Below are 12,748 nucleotides of genomic sequence, written 5' to 3'. Positions count from 1 at the left end.
CCTTACTCAATATTCTGTACTTGTTCGCGCATTTGCTCGATCAACACTTTGAGGTTGACCGCCGCTGTGGTGCTGCGCGGATCGAACGCTTTGGAGCCCAGTGTATTGGCTTCGCGGTTGAGTTCCTGCATCAGGAAGTCCAGGCGCCGACCGGCGGCACCACCGGACTTGAGCACCCGGCGCACTTCGAGGATGTGGGTGCTCAGGCGATCGAGCTCTTCGGCGACATCACTCTTTTGTGCCAGCAGGACCATTTCCTGCTCCAGGCGCACGGGGTCGAGGTCGGCCTTCATGTCGGCGAAGCGATCCAGGACCTTCTGGCGCTGGGTGGTGAGCATCTGCGGCACCAGCTCACGCAGGGTGACGACGTCTTCTTCGATTGAGCTCAAGCGCTCGCTGATCAACCGCGCCAGCTCGGCGCCTTCACGCTCGCGGCCGGCCTTGAGTTCCTTGAGGCCCAGGTTGAACAGGGCCAGGGCCTCGGCGTTGAGGGCTTGCGGGTCGGTGGCGTCGGCCACCAGCACGCCGGGCCAGGCCAGCACTTCCAGGGGGTTCAGCGCGGCCGGCTGCTTGATCAGGCTGGCGATGGTTTCAGCGGCAGCCACCAGTTGCGCGGCGCGGTCGCGGTCGACCTGCAATGGTTTGCCGGTGGTTTCTTCGGTAAAGCGCAGGGTGCATTCCAGCTTGCCGCGGGAAATGCCCTGGCGCAGCGCTTCACGCACGGCGCCCTCGAGGTCGCGGAACGACTCCGGCAGGCGCAGATGCGGCTCCAGGTAACGGCTGTTGACCGAGCGCAGTTCCCAGCTCAGGGTGCCTTGTGCGCCGGCTTTTTCGACGCGGGCGAAGGCGGTCATGCTGTGCACCATGGAGGTACCTCGCGTTACAGTCCCGCAAACACGGGCTGGTGGTTAAGAAGGCGCAGGATTGTAGCGCAGTGCGCAGGAGGCGCCCAAACATGCGCATTCGTAACCGGATTTTTAGAAGTGCCCCGAATCGGCTGGCGGCTCTATAATGCTCGGCAGTTTTTCGTCCTCAGTACAGGTATTCCCTATGAAACGTCCAAGTGGTCGCGCTGCCGATCAGCTCCGCTCGATCCGCATCACCCGCAACTACACCAAACACGCCGAGGGATCCGTACTGGTCGAGTTTGGCGATACCAAGGTCATCTGCACCGTCAGCGTCGAGAACGGCGTGCCGCGCTTCCTCAAAGGCCAGGGCCAGGGTTGGTTGACCGCTGAATACGGCATGCTGCCGCGCGCCACTGGCGAGCGTAACCAGCGTGAGGCCAGCCGTGGCAAACAGGGCGGGCGTACCCTTGAAATCCAGCGCCTGATCGGCCGTTCCCTGCGCGCGGCCCTGGACATGACCAAGCTGGGCGACGTGACCCTGTACGTCGATTGCGACGTGATCCAGGCCGACGGCGGCACCCGCACCGCGTCGATCACCGGCGCCATGGTGGCCCTGGTTGACGCACTGAAAGTGATCAAGAAGCGTGGCGGCCTCAAAGGCGGCGATCCGCTCAAGCAAATGATCGCCGCCGTCTCGGTCGGCATGTACCAGGGCGAGCCGGTGTTGGACCTGGACTACCTGGAAGACTCGGCCGCCGAGACCGACCTGAACGTGGTCATGACCAGCACCGGTGGTTTCATCGAAGTGCAGGGCACCGCCGAAGGCGCGCCGTTCCAGCCAGCTGAACTGAACGCCATGCTGGCCCTGGCGCAGAAAGGCATGAGCGAAATTTTCGAACTGCAGAACGCCGCACTGGCTGACTGAGCCGGTCTCAAGGGGAAACGCCATGAATGACAACAGCCAAATTCCGGTGCCTGCGCCTTCCTATGAAGTGCGGCAGGGGGCGATGTTGTGCCATCTCGCGGCGTTTCTGGGGTTCGTGTTCCCTTTCGGCAGCGTTGTGGGGCCACTGATCCTGTGGCAGATGAAGAAGGAGCAGGATGCGTTTATTGATGATCAGGGCAAGGAAGCCCTGAATTTCCAGATCACCGTCGCCATCGCCTGGATCGCTTGCATCGTGCTGGCCTTCGCAGTGATTGGTTTCTTCCTGATGATTGCCCTGGCGATTGCCACGGTGGTGCTGACCATCATCGGCAGTATCAAGGCCAACAAGGGGATCGCCTATCGCTATCCTCTGACCTGGCGTCTGGTCAAATAATAGCCATCCACAAAAAAACCGACATCGCTGTCGGTTTTTTTCTGCCTGGAAAAAGACCTCAGATGGTCAAGGTCCAGTCGTAGTCCACGATCAGTGGCGCGTGCTGCGAGAACCGCGGCTGGCGCGGCAAGCGGGCACTGCGTACGAACCGGCGCAGACCCGGGGTCAGCAGCTGGTAGTCGAAACGCCAACCCAGGTTGAGCATTTCGGCCTGTTCGTTATCCGGCCACCAGCTGTACTGGTCGCCTTCGCGGCTGACTTCGCGCAGGGCGTCGACATAGCCCATGTTGCCGACAATCTCGTCCATCCAGGCCCGTTCCGGCGCCAGGAAACCCGGGGATTGCTGGCTGTCGCGCCAGTTCTTGATATCCAGCTTCTGTTGCGCCACGTACAGCGAGCCACAATAAATGTACTCGCGACGTTTGCGTCGCTGTTTATCCAGATAACGGGCGAAATCGTCCATTAGCTTGAATTTCTGGTTCAAGTCTTCATCGCCGTTCTGCCCCGAAGGAAGCAGCAAGGTCGCGATGCTGACCTTGTCGAAATCGGCTTGCAGGTAGCGCCCGTAGCGGTCGGCTGTCTCGAAGCCGAGGCCGCTGATGACCGCCTTGGGTTGCAACCGCGAGTACAAAGCCACGCCACCTTGGGTGGGCACTTCGGCATCGCAGGCATAAAGGAAGTAGCCATCCAGTTGGAAGGCTGGGTCGTCCAGTTCAAAGGCGGAGGCGCGGGTATCCTGCAGGCAGATGACGTCGGCATTCTGAGCTTGCAGCCAACTGAGCAAACCACGCTCGACTGCAGCCTGAATACCATTAACGTTCACACTGATGATCCGCATAAATGGCCCCAAAAATCGCGTGCGTGTATGATACACGCCGTCTACCTAATTAGCTAAATCCGTGGTATCTGAGGCTTTTTTCATGCAGGCGTATCAACGCGATTTCATTCGTTTTGCCATCGATCGCGGGGTTTTGCGCTTCGGTGAGTTCACCCTCAAGTCCGGGCGCACCAGCCCGTATTTCTTCAATGCTGGCTTGTTCAACTCGGGTTCGGCGCTGGCTCAGTTGGGTCGTTTTTACGCGGCGGCCATCGTTGAAAGCGGTATTTCCTTCGACGTGCTGTTCGGCCCGGCCTACAAGGGCATCCCCCTGGCAGCTGCAACAGCCGTTGCCCTGGCGGAACACCATGGGCGCGATCTGCCATGGTGCTTCAACCGCAAGGAAGCCAAGGCTCATGGCGAAGGCGGCAGCCTGGTGGGTGCGCCGCTCACTGGCGATGTATTGATCATTGATGACGTGATCACGGCCGGTACGGCTATCCGTGAAGTGATGCAGATCATCGCGTCCCAGGACGGCGCCAAGGCCGCCGGTGTGCTGATCGCGCTGAACCGCCAGGAGCGCGGCAACGGTGAGTTGTCGGCGATCCAGGAAGTGGAGCGTGATTTCGGCATTCCCGTGGTAAGCATCGTATCGTTGAACCAGGTGTTGCAGTTCCTGGAAGATGATCCGCAGCTCAAGCAGCACTTGCCGGCAGTTAAGGCGTATCGCGAGCAGTTCGGCGTTCAATAATCGCCACAATAAAAAAGGTCCCGTCCAATTCAATTGGTCGGGGCCTTTTTTCAGCTCGGGTCTTGGGGGGCTGCTACTCCCGCAGTCGCAAGACGCGCAATAAAGCGTCAACCTGCCCGAAAGCGTCTTGTTGCCATTGGTCCGGTGTGCGATCTCCGAGTATTTGGCTGTCTTCGACGAATCGCCTTACGGCTGTCGGACCATAGCCATCGGCGATATCAAACTTTTCGCCGATGAACTGAAACCCCAGCTCTCCACTCCCGGTTTCCAGTACTGATCGACATTCCTCTGCAAGCGCTTGCATGCCACCGGGGAAATTACGGACGCAGTAGTAGATGTCATATGCGTCCTTCTGTTTGTGTCTTCCGTTCAGGGCGTATCCCTTCATCGCCAGCAGGGCGGGGATCGAGCACACCGCGACCTCGACACGATTTTTGCCACCCGTAGGCATGGAGCCTTCAATGGCAACCATTTGATAGAAGCGCATCGCCAAGTCGGCACCGTCAGCGCGCTGAACTGCAAAGTCGTTGAGAATGGGAGGTTTGTTCTGGATGATTTCGGCGTCGCGCGGCATCAAGAAGTCCACGATCACATCTATCGCCGATCCGCCGTCTTGCACGGGAACCTGGCGAACGAGCTGGAATCGCCGCAGTTCTCCTCTTTGTTCGTACCCATTACCCATCAGTGCTTCAATCAACGTCGCGTACTCGCCATCTCCTAGAGCCTCTGCGTCCAAGCTCAAATCGACATCAAGGGTTCCAACGTGCTGCATATCGTCGTTCGCCAGCAGTAGCCAAGGCACCGCTCCACCGATCACTGCAAACTTGCCTTTGAAGGAACCAAGGATCTGACCGATCTCGACTAATACCGCCTTCACGGCAGCTGTCGTTCTGTCGTCATAATCTAAGGCAGATTGAGGTTCTTGAGGGATTAACGAGACCATGTCAGTTTTTCCTGTCGTAGATATTCGGCGGCTTCCTTTCCGCGCTCTCCCGCAACCGATAGATCCAGATAGGTCTGAACTGGGCTGGTGCACAGGGCGCCCGGTGCGGGTTCAACGGTGTCCAGTAGGAGTCCTTCGTCGTTGGGTAAAGTGATGACAACGTTCTCTCCCTTTGATGCAGGAACCAACTGTAGTGCTTTAACCAGTCTCTCTAGCCCTTCAATGTCGGCATAAAAGTAATTCGTGCTGATGCGGGCATAGGGTGCGAGCCATTGAGCGGCAGAAAAGGAGGAAAAAAGTGCGTGTCCGCCGCTCCTTTCTCCAATAGCGATGCGCGCGGCATTTTCCAATGCGCTGCCATGTAAGGTGGTATAGAAGCTCTTACGCTCTCCTGATGGAGGTTCGTATGCTTCGGCCCATGCATCCAGGAGCGCTTGAGGATCGGATAGACATACGCCGTCGTTTGTCGCTCTTGCCCATTCTCGATTCAGTAGTGCTGTGCGGACATTGCTGACCTGTCCCAGGCTCACCCCGGCGGCTTCGCACAGTTCCACCACCCGCCAGGCTCGGCCCGGATCCCGAAGCATCGTGCGTATGATCTGCGCTGATTTCGGTTTGAAGAAAGACTTAAGCTCCCTGTGCTCCGAGAGCGGCTTGTCAGCTACTTGGTGATCAATGAATACACCATCGAACGAGATCCAGGCATTACCTTCCAGGTCCAGATATCCCACACCCTTTTCCCGACACAGTTGTCTTGCTACGGGTGAAAGATAGGGTGCTACCACAATAGGCGTCGCCTCTGGCCTTTGCTCGCTCACATAGTCGCGAAGCTGAAGTATGGCCGCGTTTATGAATCGGGGCTGACCGTTTGCTTTTACCTCGCACACCAGAGGGCGTGATTTGCCTGATGCGTTAATCTCGATAATGAAGTCGGGAGTCCAGCCTTTTGAAGGAGGCATGGATGTGAGGCTTTTAATCTCGAGAATCGGTACCTTGCTCAGGAGGCTTCGCAGCGCGTCTCTGGAGTGAATTTCGAGTTCTTTCATTAATTGAGCCCTTTTCAGCGAATGTTGAAAATAGCTATTACGGTGAAAAAAGTCGAGGAATTTCACCCTTTATGATGTTTTCAGTGAGTGTTGAAATATCCGTTAATACTGAAAAAATTCAGCGGCGTTTTCGTGATCATCGTTGTAGGCTGCGTTTCCATTGTGCATAAAAAACCGCAGATTCTACTTTGCCTGACGAAGATTCCGTACATGGGTACGTATTGTCGTAGGCGCCGTAAGAAACTGCGGTTTTTTGGTGCTTTGTAAATCAGGGACGCTTGCGGTTACTGATCAGCGTGCCCACGCCGGTATCGGTGAAGATTTCCAGCAGGATCGCATTCGGTACTCGCCCGTCCAGGATCAGCGAGCTGCCGACGCCGCCTTGCACGGCTTCCAGCGCGCAGCGGATTTTTGGCAGCATGCCGCCGTAGATAGTGCCGTCGGCAATCAGCTCGTCCACCTGCTGGGTGGTCAGGCCGGTCAACACCTTGCCTTGCTTGTCCATCAGGCCGGCAATGTTGGTCAGCAGCATCAGCTTTTCAGCCTTCAGCGCCTCAGCCACTTTGCCCGCCACCAGGTCGGCGTTGATGTTATAGGACTCACCGTTGACGCCCACGCCGATGGGCGCGATCACCGGGATGAAGTCACCCTTGACCAGCAGGTTGAGCAGATCGGTGTTGATGCCGATCACTTCGCCCACCTGGCCGATGTCGATGATTTCCGGCTGGGTCATCTCCGGCGTCTGACGGGTCACGGTCAGTTTTTTCGCGCGGATCAGTTCCGCATCCTTGCCGGTCAGGCCGATGGCGCTGCCGCCGTGGCGGTTGATCAGGTTGACGATGTCTTTGTTGACCTGGCCACCGAGCACCATCTCCACCACGTCCATGGTCTGCGCGTCAGTGACGCGCATGCCATCGATGAAGTGACTCTCGATCGACAAGCGCTTGAGCAGATCGCCGATTTGCGGCCCGCCACCGTGGACGACAACCGGGTTGATCCCCACGGCTTTCATCATCACGATGTCGCGGGCAAAGCCGGTTTTCAGCTCGTCGCTTTCCATGGCATTGCCGCCGTACTTGATCACCAGCGTCTTGCCGACGTAGCGTCGAATGTAAGGCAACGCTTCGGACAGGACCTTGGCGGTGTTGGCAGCGGCTTCGCGTTCGAGGGTCATTCAGGGCTCCGGTAAAAAATCAGAACGGTAATTGGAGATCAGGGGCAACACGTTTCAACTGGACGTGGAAGACGTCCTTGATGCGCTGCAACTCAGCCTCGGTATCCGCCTCGAAGCGCAGCACCAGCACCGGCGTGGTGTTGGACGCGCGAACCAGGCCCCAGCCTTTGGCGTAATCGACTCGCACACCATCAATGGTGGTCAGGTTGGCGCCTTCACCCCATTGCGCATCGTGCAGTGCGTCAATGATGCTGAATTTGCTCTCCTCGGTCACATGGATATTGATCTCTGGCGTAGAAATATCGTTGGGGAAGGTCTGAAACAGCTCTTGCGCTGTGGATTTTTCCTTGCTGAGGATCTCCAGCAGGCGCGCAGCGCTGTAAATGCCGTCGTCGAAACCGAACCAGCGCTCCTTGAAGAACACGTGACCGCTCATTTCGCCGGCCAGCAAGGCGCCGGTTTCCTTCATTTTCTTTTTGATCAACGAATGTCCGGTCTTCCACATTAGCGGGCGGCCGCCGTATTCCTTGATCAGCGGCGTGAGGCGGCGGGTGCACTTAACGTCGAAGATGATTTCGGCGTTGGCATTGCGCGCCACCACGTCACGGGCGAACAGCATCAACAGGCGGTCCGGGTACACGATCTCGCCGGTTTCGGTCACCACCCCTACACGGTCTCCGTCGCCGTCGAAGGCCAGGCCCACGTCGGCGCCCACTTCCTTGACCTTGGCGATCAGGTCCACCAGGTTTTCAGGCTTGCCTGGGTCCGGGTGATGGTTGGGGAAGTTGCCGTCGACGTCGCAGAACAGCGGGATCACTTCACAGTTCAGGGCTTCGAGCAATTGCGGGGCGATCACGCCAGCCGCGCCGTTGCCGCAGTCCACCACCACTTTCAGGCGGCGGTCGAGCTTGACGTCGCGGGTGATTTCGTCGGAGTAGCGCTGCAGGATATCGACCTTGGTTATGCTGCCGGTGCCGCTGGTCAGGTCGTTGGTTTTCAGGCGCGTGTGCAGGGCCTGGATCTGTTCGTTGGCGAGGGTATCGCCGGCGATCACGATCTTGAAACCGTTGTAGTCCGACGGGTTGTGGCTGCCGGTAAGCATGACGCCGGATTTGCCGGCCAGCACGTTGGCGGCGTAGTACAGCGCAGGCGTGGGCACCAGCCCGACGTCGCTGACATGGCAACCGCTGTCTGCCAGGCCCTGGATCAGTTGCTCCACCAGCTCCGGGCCGGACAGGCGGCCGTCACGGCCCACCGAAACATTCGGCTCGCCCTGGGCCAGGCTCTGCGCGCCGATGGCGCGGCCGATCCAGTAGGCGGTTTCGGCGGTCAGGGTTTTGGGCACCACGCCACGAATGTCGTAGGCACGAAAGATGCTGTCGGGAAAAGTCGGGGCTACACGGGCTGCGGTACTCATCGCGGGAAGAACTCCATCTGAAAGGGGGCAAGGCTGGCCTGGTGTGGCTGGCCGGCAGGCTCAAACTGAAGGGTATGACGGCGTTTTCGGCAGAGAGTTCGTGGTGTAAAAGTGCCATCGGCGCTTCGGCGGCGTGCTTATTTGTACGTAATTCTTTGATTTTATCGTAGAAAAATCGCTGATGCCGTGTGCGTATTCTTCATCCTGAATAGCCGGGCGGTGGCGTCTGGCCGGACAATCGCATCCGGCCAGGTTCAGCTTAGTCAGTGGCTGCCGGAATGCCCGAAACCGCCGGCGCCGCGTTGGGTTTCGTCGAATTCCTGCACCAGTTCGAAATGTGCCTGTACCACCGGCACCAGCACCAGTTGGGCAATACGCTCGCCGACAGCAATGTTGAACGCGGTCTGGCCACGGTTCCAGCACGAGACCATCAACTCACCCTGGTAGTCGGAGTCGATCAGGCCCACCAGATTGCCCAGCACGATGCCGTGTTTGTGACCCAGGCCCGAGCGCGGCAGGATCAGGGCTGCCAGGCCTGGGTCGCCGACGTAGATCGACAGGCCGGTGGGGATCAGCAGGGTCTGGCCCGGCTCGAGCACGGTGTCTTGCTTGAGCATGGCGCGCAGGTCCAGGCCAGCGGAGCCTGGGGTAGCGTAGGCCGGCAGTGGAAATTCGCTACCGATGCGGGGGTCGAGGATCTTGGCTTGCAAAGCGTGCATGGACATTAAACCTGGTTCAGCCGTTGGGCGATAAAAGAGATCAGTTGGCGGGCAATCTTGCCCTTGCTGGTCTGGGCGAAAACGGTGGCGTGCAACTCGCGGTCGATCACGCTGATGGCATTTTCCTCGCTGTTGAAGCCGATGCTCGGGTTGGCGACATCATTGGCAACGATCAGATCGAGGTTTTTGTCTTTCAATTTGCGTGCGGCGTAGTCCAGCAAATGTTCGGTCTCGGCGGCGAAACCGACGCTGAACGGACGATCCGGACGGGTAGCGATGGTGGCCAGGATGTCCGGGTTACGGACCATTTGCAGGAGCAGGCCATCACCGCTTGTAGGGTCTTTCTTGAGCTTTTGCGGCGCAACGACTTCCGGTCGGTAGTCTGCAACCGCTGCCGAGGCGATGAACAGGTCGCACGGAATGGCAGCCTCACAGGCCGCCAGCATATCCCGGGCGCTGACTACGTCGATTCGCGTCACCCGATCAGGCGTTGGCAAATGCACCGGGCCGGTGATCAGGGTGACACGTGCGCCTGCCTCAACCGCAGCTTCAGCCAGGGCAAAGCCCATTTTTCCTGAGCTATGGTTGGTGATGTAGCGCACCGGGTCGATGTTTTCCTGGGTCGGGCCAGCGGTGATCAGTACGTGTTTGCCGGTCAGAGCCAGGTGCTGGAAGCACTCGGCAGCGCACAGCGCCAGGTCGGTGGCTTCGAGCATGCGGCCCATGCCGACGTCGCCGCAGGCCTGGCTGCCGGACGCCGGGCCGAAGACCTTGAGGCCACGGCTTTGCAGAAGCTGGGTGTTGGCCTGGGTGGCCGGGTCGCGCCACATGGCCTGGTTCATCGCCGGGGCGATGGCGACGGTGGCGTCGGTGGCCAGTACCAGGGTGGTCAGCAGGTCATCGGCGATGCCCTGGGCCAGGCGCGCGATCAGGTCGGCGGTAGCCGGCGCGATCAGGACCAGGTCGGCCCATTTGGCCAGTTCGATATGGCCCATGGCGGCTTCGGCCGCCGGGTCCAGCAGATCCAGGTGAACCGGGTGGCCGGACAAGGCCTGCATGGTCAGCGGGGTGATGAACTCACTGCCACCACGGGTCATGACCACGCGCACTTCGGCGCCTTGGTCCAGGAGCCTGCGAACCAGCTCTGCGCTCTTGTAGGCGGCAATGCCGCCGCCGACGCCGAGAACGATGCGTTTCCGATACAGACGCTGCATTGGTTTGCCTTTCCAGTTCAGTGAAGCCAGTTCAGTGACGCCTGCGATGACCCCTCCCCAGGTGAAATCGCATGCAAAAAAGAGGGCCTACGATAACACAGCGTCCGTCTGGCAACAGCGGCGCATACGGCGTACATCATGGAGAGGAGGTGGGATGAGTATTCGCGATTGGCCTGCTGCCGAGCGGCCGCGAGAGAAGCTTTTGGAGTGGGGCGCGGCCAGTCTGTCCGATGCCGAATTGCTGGCGATCTTCCTGCGCACCGGAGTGTCTGGCAGGAGTGCGGTGGACCTGGCGCGCCATTTATTGGCGCAATTCGGAGGCCTGCGCCCGCTGCTGGAAGCCAGCCAGACGCTGTTCAATCAGCAGTTGGGCCTGGGGCCGGCGAAGTTTGCCCAGTTGCAGGCGGTACTGGAAATGTCCCGGCGCCATATGGCCGAGCGCCTGCGCAACGATTCGGTGCTGGAGAGTCCGCTGGCCGTGCGCGAATACCTCAAGGCGCTGCTGCGTCATGAAACTCACGAGGTGTTTGGCTGCCTGTTTCTCGACTCCAAACATCGAGTGCTGGGTTTCGAAGCGCTGTCCCACGGCACTATCGATACGGCTGTGGTCTATCCCCGGCAAGTGGTCAAGCGCGCGCTGGCGTACAACGCGGCGGCATTGATCCTGTGCCACAACCATCCTTCGGGAAGCGCGGATCCAAGCGCCGCTGATCGAAAGTTGACCAAAGTTCTCCAGAAGGCCTTGGAAATGGTGGACGTGCGGGTGCTGGATCACATCATCGTGGGTGATGGTGATCCGTTGTCGATGGCGGAATATGGATGGATGTGAGGACAGCTGCAAGTTTGAAGCTGCAAGCCACAAGCGGGCTTGCAGCTTGCAGCTTAAGGCTTGACGCTGACCTTGGAATAATCCTGGCGACCAAACGGGCTCACCTGATAGCCGTCGACATTTTTGCGTGTCAGGGCAAACGCCATGGGGTGCGCCAAGGGCAGCCACAGGGCCTGCTGCTGGATCTGCGCCTGCGCCTGCTGGTAGAGCTTGCTGCGCACGCCTTGTTCGCTGGTGGTCTTGCCAGCGCTGATCAGCTTGTCCAGCGCAGGGTCGCAGTAGCGGGCGAAGTTGGTGCCGGACTTGACTGCCGCGCAGGAAAATTGCGGGGTGAGGAAGTTATCCGGGTCGCCATTGTCACCAGCCCAGCCCATGAAGAGCAGGTCATGCTCGCCGGCTTTGGCGCGGCGAATCAACTCGCCCCATTCGATCACACGGATGTCGGCCTGGATGCCGACCTTGGCCAGGTCGGCCTGCAACAGTTGAGCGCCAAGATTTGGGTTGGGGTTCAACAGGCTGCCGGTCGGGCGGGTCCAGATAGTGGTCTTGAATCCATCCTTGAGGCCGGCGCGGTTGAGCAGCGCCTTGGCTTTGGCCAGGTCCTGTGGGTAACCCGACAGCTCTTTGGCGTAGCTCCAGGTATTGGGTGGGTAAACACCGTTGGCCGCTTCGGCGGTGCCTTCGAATACGGCCTTGAGGTAGCTGCCTTTGTCGAAGGCCAAGTTGATCGCCTGGCGTACTTCGGGCTTGTCCAGCGGCGGGTGCTGGCTATTGATGGCGACGAACGCGGTCATGAAAGCTGCGGTTTTTTCCACCTTCAGGGCTGGGTCTTTTTCGGCCTCGCCCACATCCAGGGGTTTGGGCGACAGGGCGATCTGGCATTCATCGCGATGCAATTTCTGCAGGCGCACATTGGCATCCGGCGTGATCGCGAAGATCAGGTTGTCCACCGTCGGTTTGCCGGCGAAGTAGTCCGGGTTGGCCTTGTAGCGCACCACCGCATCCTTCTGGAATCGCACAAAAACGAAGGGCCCGGTGCCAATGGGCTGGCTGTTGAGTTTTTCCGGGGTGCCGGCCTTGAGCAGTTTGTCGGCATATTCGGCCGGGTAGATCGAGGCAAAACCCATGCTCAATGCTGCAAGAAATGTGGAATCGGCGTGATCGAGGGTGAAGCGCACGGTCAGCGGGTCGAGTGCGTCGATCTTCTTGATCAGCGTGGGCAATTGCAGGGATTGCGCATGGGGAAAGCCGCTCTGGGCGATCTTATGCCACGGGTTGGCTGGGTCGAGCATGCGTTCGAAGCTGAAGCGCACATCTTCGGCGGTCAGGGTACGGCTCGGGGTGAAATACTCGGTGCGATGGAATTTCACGTTCGGGTGCAGCTTGAAGGTGTACGTCAGGCCGTCTGGCGAGACGTCCCAACTGTCCGCCAGACTCGGCACCAGTTTTGCGCCGGTTGCGTCGTAGTCCACCAGACGGTTCATCAGCACATCCGCCGAGGCGTTGGTGGTGGTCAACGAGTTGTACTGCACCACGTCGAACCCTTCGGGGCTGGCCTCGGTGCAAACGCTCAGATTGGTGGCGGCAACGGCCATCGTCGGCGCGATTAAGAGGGGGGCTAGCAATAGCGGTAGGGCAGCGAGGCGCATATTAGGTTTCCTGTGCAAATCG

At 59.3% G+C, this 12,748-nt stretch carries 12 protein-coding genes and 1 pseudogene; 4 read left to right on the top strand and 9 right to left on the bottom strand.

What is annotated here, in order from left to right; genetic code table 11:
* Positions 1 to 2: 2 nt before the first annotated feature.
* Positions 3 to 866: a YicC/YloC family endoribonuclease gene (locus C4J90_RS26110; protein WP_124421119.1), complete on the bottom strand. Its 864-nt coding sequence runs from the start codon at positions 864 to 866 to the stop codon at positions 3 to 5.
* A gap of 184 nt (positions 867 to 1,050) precedes the next feature.
* Between C4J90_RS26110 and rph the strand changes: the two genes are divergently transcribed.
* Entirely contained in the window at positions 1,051 to 1,773 is a 723-nt protein-coding gene (gene rph / locus C4J90_RS26105) for a ribonuclease PH (RefSeq protein ID WP_124415913.1), read from the top strand.
* A gap of 22 nt (positions 1,774 to 1,795) precedes the next feature.
* Positions 1,796 to 2,167: a DUF4870 domain-containing protein gene (locus C4J90_RS26100; protein WP_124421118.1), complete on the top strand. Its 372-nt coding sequence runs from the start codon at positions 1,796 to 1,798 to the stop codon at positions 2,165 to 2,167.
* A gap of 58 nt (positions 2,168 to 2,225) precedes the next feature.
* On the opposite strand, the gene C4J90_RS26095 is transcribed toward C4J90_RS26100, so the two are convergent.
* Complete coding sequence (locus tag C4J90_RS26095; protein WP_003195493.1) at positions 2,226 to 3,005, bottom strand: exodeoxyribonuclease III; 780 nt, start codon at positions 3,003 to 3,005, stop codon at positions 2,226 to 2,228.
* A gap of 82 nt (positions 3,006 to 3,087) precedes the next feature.
* Here C4J90_RS26095 and pyrE point away from each other — a divergent pair, with 82 nt between their 5' ends.
* A complete protein-coding gene (gene pyrE, locus C4J90_RS26090; RefSeq protein WP_027608288.1) occupies positions 3,088 to 3,735 on the top strand; it encodes an orotate phosphoribosyltransferase in 648 nt (215 codons plus the stop codon).
* Between the two features lie 73 nt (positions 3,736 to 3,808).
* On the opposite strand, the gene C4J90_RS26085 is transcribed toward pyrE, so the two are convergent.
* The 6 genes and pseudogenes from C4J90_RS26085 to coaBC form a co-directional block, all read right to left on the bottom strand.
* Entirely contained in the window at positions 3,809 to 4,678 is an 870-nt protein-coding gene (locus C4J90_RS26085) for a hypothetical protein (RefSeq protein WP_124364975.1), read from the bottom strand.
* Complete coding sequence (locus C4J90_RS26080) at positions 4,666 to 5,724, bottom strand: type IV toxin-antitoxin system AbiEi family antitoxin (RefSeq protein WP_124364974.1); 1,059 nt, start codon at positions 5,722 to 5,724, stop codon at positions 4,666 to 4,668. The genes C4J90_RS26085 and C4J90_RS26080 overlap by 13 nt, the downstream gene beginning before the upstream one ends.
* A 268-nt stretch (positions 5,725 to 5,992) precedes the next feature.
* A complete protein-coding gene (gene argB, locus C4J90_RS26075) occupies positions 5,993 to 6,898 on the bottom strand; it encodes an acetylglutamate kinase (RefSeq protein WP_124364973.1) in 906 nt (301 codons plus the stop codon).
* A gap of 19 nt (positions 6,899 to 6,917) precedes the next feature.
* Positions 6,918 to 8,321: pseudogene (locus C4J90_RS26070) on the bottom strand (phosphomannomutase/phosphoglucomutase); the annotation flags it as partial.
* 257 nt (positions 8,322 to 8,578) lie between these two features.
* Entirely contained in the window at positions 8,579 to 9,034 is a 456-nt protein-coding gene (gene dut, locus C4J90_RS26060; protein WP_124368818.1) for a dUTP diphosphatase, read from the bottom strand.
* A gap of 5 nt (positions 9,035 to 9,039) precedes the next feature.
* A complete protein-coding gene (coaBC, locus tag C4J90_RS26055; RefSeq protein WP_048723622.1) occupies positions 9,040 to 10,248 on the bottom strand; it encodes a bifunctional phosphopantothenoylcysteine decarboxylase/phosphopantothenate--cysteine ligase CoaBC in 1,209 nt (402 codons plus the stop codon).
* Positions 10,249 to 10,402: 154 nt separating this feature from the next.
* Here coaBC and radC point away from each other — a divergent pair, with 154 nt between their 5' ends.
* Positions 10,403 to 11,077, top strand: a complete 675-nt coding sequence (gene radC, locus C4J90_RS26050; protein WP_124364970.1) for a DNA repair protein RadC — start codon at positions 10,403 to 10,405, stop codon at positions 11,075 to 11,077.
* Positions 11,078 to 11,130: 53 nt separating this feature from the next.
* Here radC and C4J90_RS26045 read toward each other — a convergent pair whose 3' ends face one another.
* Positions 11,131 to 12,726 (bottom strand): ABC transporter substrate-binding protein, encoded by a 1,596-nt coding sequence (locus C4J90_RS26045; RefSeq protein ID WP_124364969.1) that lies wholly within the window; start codon positions 12,724 to 12,726, stop codon positions 11,131 to 11,133.
* Between the last annotated feature and the right edge of the window lie 22 nt (positions 12,727 to 12,748).

The organism is Pseudomonas sp. R2-60-08W (assembly GCF_003852335.1).
Classification (GTDB): Bacteria; Pseudomonadota; Gammaproteobacteria; order Pseudomonadales; family Pseudomonadaceae; genus Aquipseudomonas.
This window is presented reverse-complemented; position numbering and strand designations above follow the sequence as displayed.